Here is a 17,745-nt window from a genome sequence, read left to right as displayed (position 1 = left end):
TATGAGGAGGCGAGCACCCCTGCGGCCCCCTAGGCTGGGCAGGTGACAGATCGCATCGAGGCAGCCGCGGCTGAACTGCGTCCCCTGCTCCAGAACTTCATCCTGTGGGCGCGTGAGAACGCGCCCGGCAGCGATTCCAACCTGGTCGGCTCTGTCGCGCTGTGGCACCGGCTGATCGCCTCCGACGACGTCGGCCGGTGGAGGCAGTCCGACCTGCGCACGGTTCTCCTCGATCGGATGCCCCAGGTCGTCGAGGACCCGGACGCCGCCGCCGACGGCATGGTGCCCGCGGTCCGCGCCTATCTGACCTTCCTGTCGGAGTCCGACCGCCTGGCCAAGGGCTCCGCGCCGCTGGGGGACCTGCTCGCCGAGCTCGACCGCCTTGAGGACGACTTCGTCGACGCCATGGAGGATCTCGTCGTCGAGGAGGACGAGGACGACGAGTACGACGAGGAGGAGTCCGAGGGGCTCGGTGACTTCGAGCCGTTCGCCGACGAGCTCTCCGAGCTGCCGACGATCAGGCTCCGCCCGGACTCCGAGCTGGCCGAGGCCACCCGCAGGACACCCCTGATCTCCAAGGCCCGCGACCTCGCGATCTGGGTCGGCTCGGAGCGCCGGGTGGGCGAGACGAGCCTGCTCGACGACGCCGAGATCACCGAGGCCCTGGCCGTCCTCGGCATCCCGGTTCCCGAGAAGGGCGACAAGTCGCTGGCCGACTCCGTCCCCGCGCTCTGGAACATCTGGAACCTCGCGATCGACCTCGACTTCCTCCAGCCCGAGGGGGAGGACACGGTCAGCATCGACGCCGACACCGCGGAGTGGCCCTTCGAGGAGGACGACGACGCCCTGGACGCGTGGATGGCCGGTCTGCACTCCATCGACTACGGCGACCCGGAGCTGGCGGACGAGGAGGCCACGATCGCCCTGTCCGGGCTGACCAGGGCGCTGCTGGTCCGGGTGCTGCTGGCGACCGGCTCCAAGCCGCTGGCCGAGCTCCGCACCGAGCTGGCCGAGGCCGCCGCCGAGTACGACGACCTGGGCGCGGAGGCCTGGGCCGCCGCCACCGCGCAGTACGGCGACCCGCTCAACCCGGTGCTCGACTGGCTGGCCGGGTACGGCATGGTCGAGGTCGAGCACGACCAGGTGCGGCTGACCCCGCTCGGCATGGAGGGCGTGGTCCACCTCGTGGACGAGGCCGACATCGAGCTGGACGCCCGGCCCGCCATCGACGCGATGACGGCCCTGGACCTGCTCTCCTTCGGCTCCGAGCTGCCCGAGGAGGAGGCGGACGCCGAGTTCGAGGCCTGGATGGAGCTGCGCGCCCCCGAGCAGGCCGCCAGGGACCTGCTGGAGGCCGCGGCCGAGGACGACGCGAACGCGCTGATCCGGGTCCAGGCGGCCAGCATGGTCGGCTCGCTCGGCGAGGTGGCCGTCACCGCCTGGCGGGAGGCCCTCGACGAGCCGTCCCTGCGCCCGTACGCGGCCACCCACCTGGCCCAGCTGGGTGTCGAGGACGCTCCCACGCCCACCCAGGCCGACACCCACTGGCTGATCCTCGACATGCTGACCATCTCCGCCGGCCTGGGCCGTCCCGAGTTCGTCAGCAGCCTGGACGACATCGGCAACGTGCCGAACCTGGTCAGCCTGCTCGAAGTGATCTGGAAGGTGCCGCACCCGCACCTGGAGGAGCTGCTGGAGGCGATCGGCAAGGCGCATCCGGACAAGCAGGTGGGCAAGGCCGCCAAGCGCGCCCTGTTCAAGGCCCGCTCGGGGCAGAACTAGGAACGGAACCGGAAAGGGACGGGGCGCCGCCCCGTCCCTTTCCGGTTCCACCGTGGCAGGAGCGTTCAGGCGTCACCTGGCCGTACACCGGGAGTGGAAGGCGATCTGAGAGATTCACCTGTCAGGCGGGCTTCATATGCCCCTGAAACGACAAAAACCCCCGGGAACCGTTGCTCCCGGGGGTTTCGCACTTGTAGCCCCGACCGGATTCGAACCGGCGCTACCGCCTTGAGAGGGCGGCGTCCTAGGCCACTAGACGACGGAGCCTTGCGAGAGACAGTGGTAGTCCCGACCGGATTCGAACCGGCGCTACCGCCTTGAGAGGGCGGCGTCCTGGGCCACTAGACGACGGGACCCTACACACTGTCATCAGATTCGGAGGGAGCCGAATCTGCGGCATCTTCCTGAGAAGATGCAGCTGGGGTACCAGGACTCGAACCTAGAACAACTGAACCAGAATCAGCCGTGTTGCCAATTACACCATACCCCACCGCGCTGGACTCCCTTGCGGGACTCGCTGGCGCCTCCGAAAGAATAGCCCAGGTTGGGGGTCAAGACCAAAACGATTGCCGGCGGCCGAATCGCGGTATCACCGGGCTGCCGCAACGAAGGTCGGTTGTGTAACCCTGCTGAGAGATCCGTCCACCCGAGAGGAGTCCCAGCCTTGGCCGAGAACCCGTTCTTCGAACCCAGCACGCTGCCGTACGGGCTGCCGCCGTTCGCCCTGATCAGGGAGGAGCACTACCTTCCCGCCTTCGAACGTGGCATGGCCGAGCAGCTGCGCGAGGTGCGGGAGATCGCCGACAACCCGGAGCCCGCGACGTTCGGCAACACGATCGAGGCCCTGGAGCGCTCGGGCCGGATTCTCAAGCGGACCGTGACCGTCTTCAGCAGCATCTCCGCCTCCGACACGACCGACGGCATCCGGGAGATCGAGACCCAGGTCTCCCCCCGGCTGACCCAGCACGCCGACTCCATCCGCCTGGACCGCTCCCTGTACGCCCGGATCAGACAGGTGGCCACCGACGACCCCGAGGAGGCGTGGCTGCTGCAGAAGTACCGCGTCGACTTCGTCAGGGCCGGCGCGGACCTGTCCGAGGACGACCAGGATCGCCTCAGGGCGCTCAACGAGGAACTGACCAGGCTCGCCACGACCTTCTCCCAGAACCTGCTCACGGCCTCCACGGCCTCCGCGCTGGTCGTCGAGGACGTCAAGCTGCTGGACGGGCTCGCCGAGAGCACGATCAAGGCGATCGAGAAGGACGGCAGGTACGTCCTGCCGCTGTTCAACTACACCAACCAGCCCGCGCTGGCCGAGCTGACCGACCGGGAGACCCGCAGGAGGCTGTACGAGCTGTCCATCGGCCGGGCGCCGGAGAACTTCGAGCTGGCGGCCAGGATGGCGGCGCTCCGCGCCGAGCGGGCGGCCCTGCTCGGCTTTCCCGACCACGCCGCCTACTCCGTCGCCGACCAGACCGCCAAGACCACCGACGCCGTCGAGGAGATGCTCGGCAAGCTGGTGGGCCCCGCGGTGGCCAACGCCCGCCGGGAGGCCGAGGCGCTGAGCGAGCAGGCCGGCTTCCCCCTGGAGCCGTGGGACTGGTCCTTCTACGCCGAACGGGTGCGCAAGGCCCGCTACGACTTCGACGCCGCCGACCTTCGCCCCTACTTCGAGCTGGACCGGGTGCTGCGGGACGGTGTCCTCCACGCCGCCGGCGAGCTGTACGGGATCACCTTCGCCGACCGGGACGACCTGGCCGGGTACCACCCGGACGTCCGGGTCTTCGAGGTGTCCGACGCGGACGGCTCACCGCTCGGCCTGTTCCTGTTCGACCCGTACGCCCGGCCGACCAAGCGCGGCGGCGCCTGGATGAACAACCTGGTCACCCAGTCGCACCTGTTCGGCGAGCTGCCCGTGGTGATGAACAACCTCAACATCACCAAGCCCTCCGAGGGTCCGACGCTCCTGACGTTCGAGGAGGTCAACACCGCCTTCCACGAGTTCGGCCACGCCCTGCACGGCCTCTTCTCCGACGTGCGCTTCCCCCGGGTCTCCGGCACCGACGTGCCGCGCGACTTCGTGGAGTACCCCTCGCAGGTCAACGAGATGTGGGCCACCTGGCCCTCGGTCCTCGCCAACTTCGCCAGGCACCACGAGACCGGTGAGCCGGTACCCGCGGAGCTCCTGGAGAAGATGAGGGCCGCGGAGAAGTTCAACCAGGGCTTCGCCACCGTCGAGTATCTCGCGGCGGCGCTGCTGGACTGGGCCTGGCACAGGCTGGCCGCGGGCGAGACCGTCGAGGACGCCGAGGCGTTCGAGAACGCGGCCCTGGAGCGCGCCGGGATCGCCTACGACCTGGTCCGCACCCGCTATCGGACCAACTACTTCGCGCACATCTTCGTCAGCGGGGTGGGCGGCTACAGCGCCGGCTACTACTCCTACATCTGGAGCGAGGTGCTGGACGCCGAGAGCGTCGACTGGTTCACCGAGAACGGTGGCCTGACCCGCGGCAACGGCGACCACTTCCGCTCCACCCTGCTGTCGGTCGGCGGCTCGCGGGACGTGATGGACGCCTTCCGCGACTTCCGCGGCCGCGACCCGCGTATCGAGCCCCTGCTGAAGCGCCGCGGCCTGCTGGTTTAGCCCTTCCTCCCGCTGTGGGGTGCGGGAAACCGCACCCCACCCGGGTACGTGCCCTCAATGCGCTTCGCACGGGCGGTACACACACTGAACATCGTGAAACGACCATGGAAATGGAACATGACGGGCGCCGCGCTCGTATCCGGCCTGGCCTGTGCCCTGCTGCTGGTACCGGGGGCCGCGGGAGCCGGGGCCGCGGCGGCACCCGCCGGCACCGCGCCGCCGGGGGGCGCGGCGCCGGCCACCGCGGGCGGCGCGAACCCGATGACGGTACGTACCGACTCAGGATGGGTGCGGGGCAGGGCCGGTAAGGATCACCTGTCCTTCCAGGGCATCCCGTACGCCGCGCCACCTGTCGGTGAGCTGCGCTGGCGGTCGCCGCGGGCCGTCACCCCGTGGCAGGGAGTGCGCGACGCCACCGCGCCGGGCGACCGGTGCGCGCAGACCGCCGACATCTGGGGCCTGCCGGGAAGCGAGGCGGAGGACTGCCTCTACCTCGATGTGACCGCCCCCGCGGGCGGCAAGCGGCCCAGGCCGGTCATGGTGTGGCTGCACGGCGGGAGCCTCACCAAGGGGGCCGGCAGCGACTACGACGCCCGCAGGCTGGCCGTACGGGGCGATGTCGTGGTGGTGACGGTCAACTACCGGCTGGGCGTCTTCGGGTTCTTCGGGTATCCCGGGCTGGAGAACCCGGGAGCGTTCGGGATCGAGGACCAGCAGGCGGCGCTGCGCTGGGTGCGGCGCAACGCGGCGGCGTTCGGCGGCGACCCGCGCAACGTCACGCTGTTCGGCGAGTCGGCGGGGTCGCACTCGGTGTGCGCGCAGCTCGCCTCCCCCTCCGCGGCGGGTCTGTTCCACCGGGCGATCACCCAGAGCACCCCGTGCGGGACCGGGACCTTCGAGGGCACCGCGCTGCGGCCGGTCCTGGACATCCCGCTCTGGGTGCCCCGGGCCGCCCACGACGGCCACGGACAGGCTCTGGCCGCCGCGCTGGGGTGCGCGGACCCCCAGACCGCGCTCGCCTGCCTGCGGGACAAGCCGGTGGCCGACCTGCTGGCCCAGCAGCCGCTCCCGTTGCCCGCGTACGGTAACGCGGTGCTGCCCGAGGATCCCTCGAAGGTGTTCGAGGAGGGCCGCTTCCACCGCGTGCCCATGCTGACGGGCATCACCAGGGACGAGGGCACGCTGTTCACGTCGCTGCTGTTCCCGCCGATGACGGCCGAGGAGTACGAGGCCGCCGTCAACGACAGGTACGGCGCCGCGGGACCCGACATCCTGGCGCGTTACCCGCTGAGCGCCCACGGCGGCTCGCCCCTCCAGGCGATCTCGGCCATCATGAGCGATCTCGACTGGGCGTGGCCGGCGCGCGACACCGATCTGCTGCTCGCCCGGCACGTGCCGACCTTCTCCTACGAGTTCACCGACCGTACGGCGCCCGAGCTCTTCCCGTTGCCCAACGGGATCAGGCCGCTCGCCTCGCACGGCTCCGAGCTGTCGTTCCTCTTCGGGGTCGGCTGGGAGTCCGCCCCGCTCACCCCCGAGCAGCGGCGGCTCGGCGACACGATGATCGACTACTGGTCCAGGTTCGCCGCCGCCGGCGACCCGAACCGGCCGGGACTGCCCGTCTGGAAACGCGTGCGTCCCGGACACGGCACGCCGTACGTGCAGGAGCTGTCCCCGGGACGGGACGGTATCAGGCCCTTCGACCGCGCCTCGGCCCACAACCTCGGCTTCTGGGACGAGCTCGCCGGGCGGGGCACGAAGCAGGGACGTCCCTCGGGCTCCCCGTCCTGAGGCCCTTCCCGTGGCCGCGGTCACGGGAGAAAGTGGTGGCCCGCCCCGGGCAGAGACCAGGGCGGGCCGTCATCCTTTTCAGGCCGTGCAGGCCATGCAGGCCGGAAGCCTCTCCAGAGCCCCGGGCTCGGCCGGGCCTGGGACCTCTTTCTCTTCCGGGCCCCTCGAGACATCCGATCGGGTGCGAAAGCCCGCTCGAAGCCGCGAAGCCCGATCAGGCCTTGAGCCTCGCGAGGGCGGCACGGAGACGCTCGATGGAGCGCTCACGGCCGAGGACCTCGATCGACTCGAACAGCGGCAGGCCCACGGTCCGGCCGGTGACGGCGACGCGTACGGGCGCCTGGGCCTTGCCGAGCTTGAGGCCCTGTTCGAGGCCGACCTCCTCCAGCGCGGTCTTCAGCGACTCGGGATCCATGTCGACCGTCTCCATACGGTCGAGGTAGCCGGTGAGGATCTCCACGGCGGAGTTCTTCATGGCCTTGTCCCACGACGCCTGGTCGAAGACGGGCTCGTCCAGGAAGAGGAAGTCCACATTCGCGGTGATCTCGGACAGGACCGCGATGCGGGTCTGGGCGAGTTCGGCGACCTTGGCGAAGGTCTCGCGGTCCCAGCTCGGGTCCAGCCACGGCTCGCAGCGGGTGACGAACTCCGCCAGGGGCAGCGCCCTGATGTACTCGCCGTTGAACGCGCGGAGCTTCTTCTCGTCGAAGAAGGCCGGGGAGGGGTTGACGTCCTCCAGCCTGAACAGCGGCACCATCTCCGACCAGGGCATGATCTCCCGGTCGTCGCCGGGGCCCCAGCCGAGCAGCATCAGGTAGTTGACCATCGCCTCGGCCAGGTAGCCCTCCTCGCGGTAGGACTCCAGGGCGACCTTGTCGCGGCGCTTGGACAGCTTCTGGCGCTTCTCGTTGACGATGACCGGCACATGCGCCCAGGTGGGCGGTGCGACGCCGAGCGCCTCCCAGAGCAGCTGCTGCTTGGGGGTGTTGGACAGGTGCTCCTCGGCGCGGACCACGTGGCTGATCCGCATCTCGACGTCGTCGACGACGTTGGCCAGCACGAAGAGCGGGGAGCCGTCGCCGCGCGCGATGACGAAGTCCTCCATCGCGTTGTTGGGGAACTCGACGGTGCCGCGGACCAGGTCGGAGATCACGGTGACGCCCTCGTCGGGGGTGCGGAAGCGGACCGCGCCCTCGGACAGGCCCCGGTCGCGGCAGAAGCCGTCGTAGCCCTGGTGCTCGGACCCGGTACGGGCCTTGACCTCGTCGCGGGTGCACGTGCAGTAGTAGGCCCGGCCCTCGGCCAGCAGCCTGGCCGCGGCCTCGCGGTGCTGCTTCTCGTACGAGGACTGGAAGTAGGGTCCCTCGAAGGCCGGGGCGCCGTCGTTGATCCCGATCCAGGCCAGCGCCGAGATGATGCCCTCGGTCCATTCCGGCCGGTTGCGGGCGGCGTCGGTGTCCTCGATGCGGAGCACGAACCTGCCGCCGGCCCTCTCGGCCAGGGCCCAGTTGAACAGCGCGGAGCGGGCGCCGCCGACATGGAACATGCCGGTCGGCGAGGGGGCGAAACGAACCCTAATCACGGGAGACCACCCGGTTGCTGAGAGTGCCGATTCCTTCGATGAAGACGCTGACCTCGTCGCCGACGCTGAGCGGGCCGACCCCTTCCGGCGTCCCGGTGAGGATGACGTCGCCGGGGATCAGGGTCATGACCGCGCTCACGTGGGCGATCAGCGCGGGGATGTCGTACATGAGCTTGGAGGTACGCGAGCTCTGCTTGACCTCGCCGTTCACGGACGTGACGATGCCGACGTCGCTCGGGTCGAGCTCGGTCTGGATCCACGGGCCGAGCGGGCAGAACGTGTCGAAGCCCTTGGCCCGGGTGAACTGGACGTCTTTCTTCTGCAGATCCCGCGCCGTGACGTCGTTGGCGCAGGTGTAGCCGAAGATGACCTCGTGGGCCCGTTCCCGGGGCACCTCCCGGCAGAGTCTGCCGATCACCACCGCCAGCTCCCCCTCGTAGTCGACCCGCCGGGACAGGGTCGTCGGGTAGGCGATGGCCTCACCCGAGCCGATCACCGAGGTCGACGGCTTGAGGAAGACCAGTGGCTCGTCGGGAACCTCGCCGCCCATCTCGTGGGCGTGGTCGGCGTAGTTCTTGCCGATCGCGACGACCTTGCTGGGCAGCATGGGCGCGACCAGCTTGACCTGGGAGAGCGAGTGACGCTCACCGGTGAACTGGATCGGCCCGAACGGATGACCGGAGATCGCGGAGACGAACTCCTCCCCTGGGCCACCCTCGACCACCCCGAACCCGACACCGTCTCCTGTGGAGAACCTCGCTATACGCACACGACAAGGCTAGTAGGGCTCGGGGTCTCGGCTGACCGCACCCGCGTCTCCGGGAGGTTCGCGCCCCCGCCCGACCGGTCCCTCCACCACACTGCCGAGCCCTCTGGGCTATATACAGCCAAAAATACCTATAAAGGCCATTTTCCCGATACGACCATGATTGAGTTAAAAATAAGTATGTCATGGTTAGTGGCAATATGAGGGGTATGACCGTTTCTGTCAGCACCGGGGAGGCCAGCAGAAGGTCTTCCCTCGGGGGAAGGAACGGACGTGACTGAAGCCAGCACGGCGAACAGGCTCAAGGGCGAAGAGATGCCTGTGCCCCGGGCACGCACCGACAGCCCCGGGTCCCAGGGTGGCCTGGTCACTCCCAAGGGAACCACCACCATCGAGAGCGGCGTCGTAGCGAAGATCGCGGGCCTGGCGGCCAGGGAGATTCCCGGCGTGCACAACATGGGCGCGAGCACCGCGCGAGCCATAGGCGCGGTACGCGGCATGGTCGGCGTCGACCAGAACATCACCCAGGGGGTCTCCGTCGAGGTGGGCGAGCGTCAGGCCGCCGCCGACCTCGAAGTGGTCGTCGAGTACGGCATGGCCATTCCCGACCTGGCCGCCGCCGTACGCCGCAACGTGATCACGGCGATCGAGCGCATGTGCGGGCTCGAGGTCACCGAGGTCAACATCAAGGTCTCCGACGTCCACATGCCCGGCCAGGACAAGGACTCCGCGGAGGAGTCGTCCGAGCCGGGGCCGCGCGTCCAGTGAGAGATCCGGCGCGCGGGCCCGGGGATCCGGCCCGCGAGGAGACGACGCGTCCGGTGACGGCGGGGTCCGGCCACCGGATGGCCGCGCCCGCGAACGACCCGGGCGATCCGGCCCGCCGGCCGCCCACCTCGGCCCCGGCGACCGCCGCGCCCGCGCACGGACCGGAGCATCCGACCCCGGCGACCGCCATGCCCGCGCACAGGCCGGAGCACCCGGTCCACCCGCCCGCCACCCAGGCCCCGGCCGGGGCCGTACCCGCCCAGAGACCACGGGCCCCGGCCCGCACGACGGCCGCCGCACCGGGCGAGACGGGTCCGCCCCGCGAGGAACCGGCCACGGCCGCCGAGCGGGAACCGGTCCGCCGGGGGGCGGGTCTCGCGCACGGGATAGCCGACGCCGTACGGCGCTGCCCCGATGTCGTCGACCTCTCGGGCGGCCCGTTCGGGACGGTGGCGACCTACCTGCCCGGCGAGAGGGTGTCCGGCGTCGCGCTGCACGAGGACGGGATCGAGATCTCGGTGGTCGTCAGGCTGGGGCGCCCGCTGCCGGAGATCGCCGACGAGGTACGTGCGGCGGTCGCCCCGCTGGCGGATGACCTGCCGGTGAATGTCCATATCGGAGGTTTGACATGAACAATTTCCCAGTGTGGTCCGTGCTCGGCACGATCGTCGGCGTTCTGCTGGGCTTCGCCGGAGCCTTCGGCGGCTTCTGGGCGTTCCTGCTGGTGCTGGTGCTCGGTGCCATCGGATTCCTGCTCGGCCACTTCGCCGAGGTCGGCGAGGTCAACCTGTCCAGGATCTCGGCGAGACGGCGATGAACACCCCCGTCGAACACCGCGCCTCCTCCTCGGAAACGGCCGCGGACTCAGGCGGCCTGCCCGCCGAGCGGGCGGGCTCCGCCCCCGCCGGAACCGGGCGGTCCGCGCCACCCGCCGTACCCGCCCAGCCGTCACAGCGGGCCGTACCGGCCGAACTGCGTGGCAGAACCGACATATCCGACCGGGTGGTGTCGCGTATCGCGGCCGGTGCGGCCAGGGAGGTGGCACGGGTGCGGAAGGTCGGCGAGCGTGGACCGCTGTCCCTCCGCGGAGGCACCCGCGCCGCCGTCGACGGCACGCTCGCGACGCTCCGGCTGGACGTGACCATGGAGTACCCGGCCCCGATCCGCGAGGTGGCCGACGAGGTCCGGCGTCACGTCGCCGAACGGGTCACGACGCTGACCGGCATGGACGTCGGCCACATCGACATCGACGTCACCAACGTGATCCGCGCTCCGGAGAGCCCGCCCGAGACCTCGTACGAGGTCTCGCGTGAGACCTCACCTGAGACCTCGCCCGAGACCTCGGGGGCCGAAGGCGGGAGCCGGCCCGACTTCCGGACACCGGACGCGGCGGCCCACGGGACCGACGTCCCGTCGCGGGAGGAGGAGCGATGACCTCCCAGACCCCCGACCCGGCCGAGTCCTTCTCCGGCAATGTCTCCGAAGTCTCCGAGACGGGGCCGACCGAGGAGATTCCGGCCGCACCCGGCGCGGCGTCCGTGGCGCCGTCCGCGCCGCGGGCACCCGACGAGGTGGTGAGGAACGCCTCCGCCGACCGGGCGGCGGTCAGAGCCTTCCGCCCGCGCCGGGTGATCCCCGCCGTCATCACCGCCGTGGTGATGACGGCGATCGGCGTCCTGGTGGCGCTGGAGGTCATCTCCGCCCTGGTGGGCCACCCGCTGCGCCTGCTGCCCTACGACCGGATGCTCACCTGGGCGTCGTCGACGCCGTGGAGCGACCGGCAGGTGATGGCGGGCGCGGGCCTGGTCGGCCTGCTGGGCCTGCTGCTGGTGCTGTTCGCGCTCATCCCGGGGCGGCCCACGCTGATCCCGGTGCGGACGGGCGACAAAGACCTGGTCATCGGCATGCAGCGCCGGGGCTTCGCCCGGTCACTGGCCCACGCGGCCGAGCGGGTGCGGGGAGTGGACCAGGCCAAGGTACGGCTGGTGGGAAAGACCGTCCGAGTGGACGCCCACAGCGCCGTCCGGGACACCACCGGACTGGCCGACGCCGTACGGGAGGCGGTGACCGCGCGGATCGCCGCGCTCTCCCCCGTCTGGCACCATCCCGTCCACGTGCACCTGCGAGGGAAGTGAGCGCCATGGACGACAAGACCGCCCGGGGCAACCGGCTGGGGCTGCTGCTCGTGGGACTGGCGCTGATGGCCCTGAGCGCCCTGGTGATAGCGCGCGGCGCGGGGGCGTTCCCTCAGGCCGTGGCCTCCGCCCGCGGACCGCTCGTGGACGCCCAGACGCGTGCGGCGTTCGCCCGCTACGACCCGTGGTTGTGGTGGGTGGTCGCCGCGGCGGCGATAGTGCTCGCGCTGTTCGGCCTGCGCTGGCTGCTGGTCCAGGGACGCAGCCGGAGGCTGAGCGGCATCCGCCTGGACGGCGGTCCCGCCGGGATCACCGAGGTGGACGCGCACAGCGTGACCGACGCGGCGGCCGCCGAGGCTGGCTCGCATCCCTCGATCATCGGCGCCACCGCCGCGATGACCGGCACGAGCGAACACCCCGCCGTACGGATGCGGGTGGCGATCGTCGAGGACGCGCCGATGAGCGCGGTCCGCGAGCAGCTGAGCGGGGTGGTCATCCCGCACATGCGCCAGACCCTGGAGACCGAGCGCATACCCGCCGTCGCCCGGGTGAGCCTGGGGGACGCGCCGCACCCCCGCAGGACCGTCACCTGACGGAGCGCCGCATAGGGTGATCGAGGAAACCAACGCTTCGAGGAGACGATGTGCCTTCGGTCGTGAAGATAAACGTGCTGACGGTGTCCGCGGAGATGCGCGAGGAACTGGAGCGCCGCTTCTCGGGACGGGCGGGAGTGGTCGAGTCCGCGGACGGGTTCGAGTGGTTCGAACTGCTCCGCCCGGTGGACGGCACCGACCGCTACCTGGTCTACACCCGCTGGCGTTCCGATGAGGACTTCAAGCGCTGGACCGAGAGCCAGGCCTTCCAGCGGGGTCACGCCCAGGCCACCGCCGAGGCCGGCCAAGGCCAGGGTCACGGGCACGGGCAGGAGGCGGCCGGCCCGGCCCAGGGGCACGGCCACGGGCAGGGCCCGGCGGCCTCCGGGGCCGAGCTGTGGTCGTTCGAAGTCGTACAGAGCACCGGGCCCGCGCCCGGAGCCTGATCGCTCGCCGAAGGGCGCCCGGCCGGCCCCGCTCCCCTCGTTTCCGGGAGCGGGGCCGGTGCGCTCAGCGGTCCAGGGGGTTGGCGGCGATCCGCTCGGCGATCCCCGAGCGGACGAACCGCCCGGCCAGGCTGTCCGGCTTGCGCGCGGCCTGGTCCGCGAAGCATCCGGCGAACTCCGGGCCGATCCCCAGCCTGGGGTAACGCTCAAGCACCTCGGCCCGGAGCCCGGCGGGGAAGTCCTCCGACCGCCGCCCGGAGATGTCCAGCCCGGTGGACAGTTCGAGCAGGTGCCCCTCGGGATCCGCCCCGGGGTCCACGCTGTCCCACATGTGGCGTACGACGATCTCCGACGCGCGCACGCGACGCTCGACGGGCCACCCGGCCCCGGCGGCGAAGACCCAGGCGACATGGCCTCCCGCCTCCTCGAACGGCACGGTGTGGCTGTCGAACTCCTTGACCAGGCCGATGTCGTGCATCATCGACGCGACGTACAGCAGCTCGGCGTCGAAGGCGATGTCGTTCATCGCACCGTAGGCCGCCGCCCACAGGTAGGCGCGCACGGAGTGGTTGAGCAGGGCGGGCGAGCAGTAGGCGGTCGCCACCTCCAGCGAGCCGCGGGCGGCCGGGGTGTCGGGGATCGCGATGTCGGCGAGTCTCATGCCGCTCAGCCTGCCGAAACGCGGCGGCGCCCGCGAGAGGCGGCCGGGACATCGACCGGCAGGATCAGGCCACGCGTGCCGGGAAACCTGGGAAACCCGCATCTAGTTGCTAACGATGTCCCGGAAGCACCCATCCCGACTTGACCGGTTTGGTGGGATTCGGACAGCATGATCCGCCCTCTTCGTTTGGCCCGGAAGGAACTGGCGTGCGCCGCCGCACACAAGCACTCGCTCTCTCCCTTGTCCTCCTGACGACCTGCGGCGCCACAGTCGGCACCGCGGAGGCACGGGAGGTAAAACGCACCGCCGAGTGTCAGGGGGACTGGCTGCCGGCCACGCCCACGGCGACGGACATCATGAACGGCGAGGTCGCCTTCCTCGACCTGGCCCCGGTGAAGATCGGCAAAAACGTCGACTGGCGCACCGACCCCTACCGGAACCGCTCCTGGAGCATGGTCTTCCACTCGCTGCGCTGGATGGGCCGTCTCGTCGCCGACTACGAGACGAACGGCAACGAGGCGTACCTGACACGGGCCACCGAGATCGCCAAGGACTGGGTCGCCGACAACCCACGCGGCGGCGCGGGGGCCAGCCCGTACGCCTGGCAGGAGCACCCGATCGCGCTGCGCGCCCCCGCGCTGGTCTGCCTCAGCAAGCACGTCAACGAGTCGTGGCTCTCCCGCAGCCTGGCCGAGCACGCCAAGATGCTGTCGGACCCGAAGCTGTACGAGAAGGGCCACAACCACGGCATCGACCAGGACATCGCGCTGCTCGGCATCGGCTGCCGCTACGGCCGGGACCAGTGGTCCAGCCTCGCGATCAGGCGGCTCACCGAGACCGTGAAGCTCGACGTCGACTCCCAGGGCGCGCTGCGCGAGCAGGCCCCCCGCTACGCGATCTACGTCTACGAGCGGCTGAAGGTCGCGATGGAGAACATCAAGTCGTGCGGGCGGAAGGTGCCCGCCGACATCTCACGCCGCTGGGAGTCGCTGGAGGACTTCATCTCCCACTCCACCCAGCCCGACGGGTTCATGGTCCCGATCGGTGACGGCGGCGCGGACGTGCGGCCCGTCGGCTACTCCCACCCGAAGAAGACGGTGCGGGTGTTCGGCAACGGCTACGTCTACGGGCGCACCGCCTGGAACAAGCCCGAGTCGGCTTTCTACTCCATCCGCTTCGGGCCCGGCATGAAGTACCACGGCCACGAGGACCACCTGGGCGTGACCTACTACGCCCAGGGCCGCGACGTCCTGGTCGACGTCGGTTTCGACTCGTACGAGAACAGCGGCTACCGGCACTGGACGATGTCGGCCGAGGCGCACAACACCTCGGTCGTGTCCGGGGCCAGGTTCCGCGGCAAGACCGCCACCACCCTGAGCAGATCCTCGATCGGGTCCGAGCGGCAGAGCTACCGGCTGACCGACCGGGCCTACGGCGTGCCCAGGACCCGCTCGGTGCTCGTCAACCACGAACGGGACCTGATGGCCGTGCTGGACACGGTCCCCAAGGGCTCCTCGGTCCGCAACCTCTGGCACTTCTCCCGTGACCTGTCCACCGTCTCGAACAGCGGCGGCCAGGTCGTGGTGAAGGACAAGGCCGGCTGGAAGGCGACGCTCGTGCAGGTCTCGATGCCCTCCTGCAAGCCGGTCGGCGGGCTCAAGGTGGTCCGCGGCCAGAAGAACCCCTACCAGGGCTGGGTCTCCTCCGCCTACCTGCGGCGGCACCCCGCGCCCGCGGTCGTCGCACCCGCCTCGGGCGACTCCGTGCTGACCGTGCTGGTGCCCGGCACCGACAAGCCGTCGCTCTCCTGCTCCGGCGGCAAGGTCAGCGTGGAGACCTCCGAGGGCCCGGTGAGTTTCCGCGTCGGCGGCGCCGACCTCTCCTGACGACCTCGCCCCGGCGGGACCGACCTGGCCCGCCAGGTCGGGAGGGCGGTCCGGGGGGCACCCCCCGGACCGCCCTCCGGCTCTCTTTCGGGTGCCGCCTCAGCCGGTGTGGCCGGCGCGCAGCAGACCGTAGGTGACGGCCTGCTCCAGCGCCTGCCAGGACGCCTCGATGATGTTCTCGTCGACACCGACGGTGGACCACTCCCCGGCCGCGTCGCTGGAGGTGATCAGCACGCGCGTGACGGCGTCGGTGCCGTGCGTGCCCTCCAGGATGCGCACCTTGAAGTCGATCAGCTCGACCCCCGCCAGCTCGGGGTAGAGCCGCTCAAGTCCCTGCCGTACGGCCCGGTCGAGGGCGTTGACCGGGCCGTTGCCCTCGCCGGTGGCGACGATCCGCTCGCCCTTGGCGTGCAGCTTCACGGTGGCCTCGCTGACGACCTCGCCGCCGCGGGTCCGCTCGACGATCACCCGCCAGGACTCGACCTGGAAGTGGCGCCTGCGCTCGCCCGCGACGGTGTCGCGGAGCAGCAGTTCGAAGGAGGCGTCGGCGGCCTCGAAGGTGTAGCCCTTCGACTCCATCTCCTTGACCCGCGTCACCAGCTCCCGCGAGGTGTCGGCAGCCAGCTCGTAGCCCAGCTCGCGGCCCTTGAGCTCGACCGAGGCGCGTCCGGCCATGTCGGAGACGAGCATCCGCATGTCGTTGCCGACCTCGGCGGGGTCGATGTGCTGGTAGAGGTTGGGGTCGACCTTGATCGCGCTGGCGTGCAGCCCGGCCTTGTGCGCGAAGGCGGAGACCCCGACGTAGGGGGCGTGGGAGTTGGGGGTGACGTTGGTGACCTCGGTGATCGCGTGGGCGATCCTGGTCATGTCGGCCAGCGACTCCCTCGGCACCAGCTCGAACCCCCGCTTGAGCTGCAGGTTGGCCACGACCGTGAACAGGTTGGCGTTGCCCGAGCGCTCCCCGTATCCGTTGGCGCAGCCCTGCACGTGCGTCGCGCCCGCCCGCACCGCGGCCAGGGAGTTGGCGACCGCGCAGCCGGTGTCGTCGTGGCAGTGGATGCCGATCCTGGCGGACGTGCCGACGGCGGCCTGCACGACCTCGGCCAGCTCGTCGGGGAGCATGCCCCCGTTGGTGTCGCAGAGCGCGACGACCGAGGCCCCCGCCTCGGCGGCGGTGCGCAGCACCTCCAGCGCGTACGCCGGGTTGGACTTGTAGCCGTCGAAGAAGTGCTCGGCGTCGAGGAAGACCCGCTGCCCCTCCGTGTGCAGGTGGGAGACCGTGTCGCGGATCATCGCGAGGTTCTCCTCCAGGGTGGTGCGGAGGGCCAGTTGCACGTGCCGGTCGTGACTCTTGGCGACAAGGGTCACGACCGGCGCGCCGGATTCGCGCAGCGCGGCCACCAACGGGTCGTCGGCTGCCTTCACACCTGCCCGGCGGGTCGCGCCGAACGCGGCGAGCTGCGCGTGCTTCAGGTCGAGCTCTGTTTGAGCTCGCCGGAAGAACTCTGTGTCCTTGGGATTGGCCCCCGGCCAGCCACCCTCGATGAAACCGACGCCCAGGCCGTCCAGGTGACGCGCGATGGCCAGCTTGTCGGCCACCGTGAGGTTGAGCCCCTCCTGCTGGGCCCCGTCACGGAGGGTCGTGTCGTACACGTGGAAGCGGTCGTCGGCCATGTCGTTCTCCTTCGCGGTTCGATGATTCGCCGCGCGCTCATTCGGCTTCGAGAAACAAAAAAACCCCTCACGGACGTGAGAGGTCTGCGCGCTGGCGGTGTCCCTTTTCAGCCAGCGCGCCTGCCGATAATGAGCAGACCGTAGAACATGATGCTCTGGAGTCTGCCACACGCTGACAGCATCTGACACATCGATCTTAGGATTCGAGACTCGCGACCTGCCGACACGGCTCGGCTTCACCCCCCGCGACCATCTCCCACCGACCAGAATGGGGCTCATGAAGGCGACCTATCTCGACCCCGCCGTGGGGCAGTATCTGCTCGCGCACACCACCCTGCCCGACGACGTCCTCGACGCACTCGCCGTCGAGACCCGCGAGCTGACCGGCGACAGCGCGGGAATGCAGATCTCTCCCGACCAGGGGCGGTTCCTCACCATGATCGCCCAGATCGGCGGCGCCAGGAACGCGGTGGAGGTGGGCACCTTCACCGGCTACTCCTCCATCTGCCTCGCCCGCGGGCTCGCCCCCGGCGGCGGGCTCACCTGCTTCGACGTGAGCGAGGAGTGGACCGCGATCGCCCGGAGATACTGGGAGAAGACACAGGTCTCGGACCGCATCGAGCTGAGGATCGGCCCGGCGGCCGAGCGGCTGCACGAGCTCCCCGAGCATCCCGCGGTGGATCTGGCGTTCATCGACGCCGACAAGGTCAACTATCCCGTCTACTACGAGATCCTGATGTCGCGGCTGGCCCCCGGCGGGGTGATCCTCGTCGACAACACGCTGTGGAGCGGCCACGTCGCCGATCCCGCCAGGGACGACGAGACGGTCAGGCACATCCGCGAGTTCAACGACATGGTCAGCGCCGACGTGCGGGTCACCTCGATCATGCTCCCCATCGCCGACGGCCTCACCATGATTCGAAAGCACTGACGAGAACTTTTCCGAATCCGGGGCGGGCGGGAATCTTTCCGATTACTTTAAGCGATGTGGCAAACACGTTGCGCCCACCTGTACGG

General features: G+C 70.2%; 16 protein-coding genes and 3 tRNA genes. 12 read left to right on the top strand and 7 right to left on the bottom strand.

Annotated elements, in window-relative coordinates; translation table 11 throughout:
* Positions 1-42 precede the first annotated feature (42 nt).
* Complete coding sequence (locus ACFQVD_RS40410) at positions 43-1,782, top strand: hypothetical protein (RefSeq protein ID WP_343982254.1); 1,740 nt, start codon at positions 43-45, stop codon at positions 1,780-1,782.
* Between the two features lie 194 nt (positions 1,783-1,976).
* Here ACFQVD_RS40410 and ACFQVD_RS40405 read toward each other — a convergent pair.
* From ACFQVD_RS40405 to ACFQVD_RS40395, 3 genes are all read right to left on the bottom strand, one after another.
* A tRNA-Glu gene (locus ACFQVD_RS40405) sits at positions 1,977-2,049 on the bottom strand.
* A gap of 13 nt (positions 2,050-2,062) precedes the next feature.
* Positions 2,063-2,138: transfer RNA gene (locus ACFQVD_RS40400), tRNA-Glu, on the bottom strand.
* A gap of 62 nt (positions 2,139-2,200) precedes the next feature.
* Positions 2,201-2,272, bottom strand: a tRNA-Gln gene (locus tag ACFQVD_RS40395).
* 174 nt (positions 2,273-2,446) lie between these two features.
* On the opposite strand from ACFQVD_RS40395, the gene ACFQVD_RS40390 reads away from it, so the two are divergent.
* Complete coding sequence (locus ACFQVD_RS40390; RefSeq protein WP_343982251.1) at positions 2,447-4,426, top strand: M3 family metallopeptidase; 1,980 nt, start codon at positions 2,447-2,449, stop codon at positions 4,424-4,426.
* Positions 4,427-4,519: 93 nt separating this feature from the next.
* Positions 4,520-6,217, top strand: a complete 1,698-nt coding sequence (locus tag ACFQVD_RS40385) for a carboxylesterase/lipase family protein (RefSeq protein ID WP_386273720.1) — start codon at positions 4,520-4,522, stop codon at positions 6,215-6,217.
* Between the two features lie 214 nt (positions 6,218-6,431).
* Here the strand turns inward: ACFQVD_RS40385 and gltX are convergent, their stop codons facing one another.
* Together gltX and ACFQVD_RS40375 are read right to left on the bottom strand one after the other, a co-directional pair.
* Positions 6,432-7,763, bottom strand: coding sequence for a glutamate--tRNA ligase (gene gltX, locus ACFQVD_RS40380; protein WP_343978020.1), 1,332 nt, complete (start codon positions 7,761-7,763; stop codon positions 6,432-6,434).
* A 28-nt stretch (positions 7,764-7,791) separates the two neighbouring features.
* Positions 7,792-8,568 (bottom strand): fumarylacetoacetate hydrolase family protein, encoded by a 777-nt coding sequence (locus ACFQVD_RS40375; protein ID WP_343978017.1) that lies wholly within the window; start codon positions 8,566-8,568, stop codon positions 7,792-7,794.
* A 312-nt stretch (positions 8,569-8,880) separates the two neighbouring features.
* Between ACFQVD_RS40375 and ACFQVD_RS40370 the strand changes: the two genes are divergently transcribed.
* Genes ACFQVD_RS40370 through ACFQVD_RS40340 form a run of 7 tightly spaced genes read left to right on the top strand, consistent with a single transcriptional unit; the run spans position 8,881 to position 12,507 of the window.
* Positions 8,881-9,333 carry an Asp23/Gls24 family envelope stress response protein gene (locus ACFQVD_RS40370; protein WP_343978023.1) on the top strand — a complete coding sequence of 151 codons (453 nt, stop codon included), beginning with the start codon at positions 8,881-8,883 and terminating at the stop codon, positions 9,331-9,333.
* 53 nt (positions 9,334-9,386) lie between these two features.
* Positions 9,387-9,965, top strand: a complete 579-nt coding sequence (locus tag ACFQVD_RS40365) for a hypothetical protein (RefSeq protein WP_386273717.1) — start codon at positions 9,387-9,389, stop codon at positions 9,963-9,965.
* On the top strand, positions 9,962-10,150 hold the full coding sequence (locus tag ACFQVD_RS40360) for a hypothetical protein (protein WP_343969890.1): 189 nt from the start codon (positions 9,962-9,964) through the stop codon (positions 10,148-10,150). The genes ACFQVD_RS40365 and ACFQVD_RS40360 overlap by 4 nt, the downstream gene beginning before the upstream one ends.
* Entirely contained in the window at positions 10,147-10,767 is a 621-nt protein-coding gene (locus ACFQVD_RS40355; protein ID WP_343969893.1) for an Asp23/Gls24 family envelope stress response protein, read from the top strand. The genes ACFQVD_RS40360 and ACFQVD_RS40355 overlap by 4 nt, the downstream gene beginning before the upstream one ends.
* The gene (locus ACFQVD_RS40350; RefSeq protein WP_343969896.1) at positions 10,764-11,468 is read left to right on the top strand and encodes a DUF6286 domain-containing protein; all 705 of its coding nucleotides are present in this window, start codon (positions 10,764-10,766) and stop codon (positions 11,466-11,468) included. Before ACFQVD_RS40355 ends, ACFQVD_RS40350 begins: the two co-directional genes overlap by 4 nt.
* Before the next feature lie 5 nt (positions 11,469-11,473).
* Complete coding sequence (locus tag ACFQVD_RS40345; protein WP_343969899.1) at positions 11,474-12,061, top strand: alkaline shock response membrane anchor protein AmaP; 588 nt, start codon at positions 11,474-11,476, stop codon at positions 12,059-12,061.
* A 50-nt stretch (positions 12,062-12,111) separates the two neighbouring features.
* On the top strand, positions 12,112-12,507 hold the full coding sequence (locus ACFQVD_RS40340) for an antibiotic biosynthesis monooxygenase family protein (RefSeq protein ID WP_343969902.1): 396 nt from the start codon (positions 12,112-12,114) through the stop codon (positions 12,505-12,507).
* Positions 12,508-12,571: 64 nt separating this feature from the next.
* Here ACFQVD_RS40340 and ACFQVD_RS40335 read toward each other — a convergent pair whose 3' ends face one another.
* Positions 12,572-13,168 (bottom strand): HD domain-containing protein, encoded by a 597-nt coding sequence (locus tag ACFQVD_RS40335; protein ID WP_343969905.1) that lies wholly within the window; start codon positions 13,166-13,168, stop codon positions 12,572-12,574.
* Between the two features lie 206 nt (positions 13,169-13,374).
* On the opposite strand from ACFQVD_RS40335, the gene ACFQVD_RS40330 reads away from it, so the two are divergent.
* Complete coding sequence (locus tag ACFQVD_RS40330) at positions 13,375-15,054, top strand: heparinase II/III family protein (RefSeq protein WP_343969908.1); 1,680 nt, start codon at positions 13,375-13,377, stop codon at positions 15,052-15,054.
* A gap of 99 nt (positions 15,055-15,153) precedes the next feature.
* Here the strand turns inward: ACFQVD_RS40330 and cimA are convergent, their stop codons facing one another.
* Positions 15,154-16,728: a citramalate synthase gene (gene cimA, locus ACFQVD_RS40325; RefSeq protein ID WP_343969911.1), complete on the bottom strand. Its 1,575-nt coding sequence runs from the start codon at positions 16,726-16,728 to the stop codon at positions 15,154-15,156.
* Between the two features lie 277 nt (positions 16,729-17,005).
* Between cimA and ACFQVD_RS40320 the strand changes: the two genes are divergently transcribed.
* Entirely contained in the window at positions 17,006-17,659 is a 654-nt protein-coding gene (locus ACFQVD_RS40320; RefSeq protein ID WP_343969914.1) for an O-methyltransferase, read from the top strand.
* Positions 17,660-17,745: the final 86 nt, after the last annotated feature.

This window comes from Streptosporangium amethystogenes subsp. fukuiense (assembly GCF_042665875.1).
In the GTDB taxonomy this organism is placed as follows: domain Bacteria; phylum Actinomycetota; class Actinomycetes; order Streptosporangiales; family Streptosporangiaceae; genus Streptosporangium; species Streptosporangium fukuiense.
This window is presented reverse-complemented; position numbering and strand designations above follow the sequence as displayed.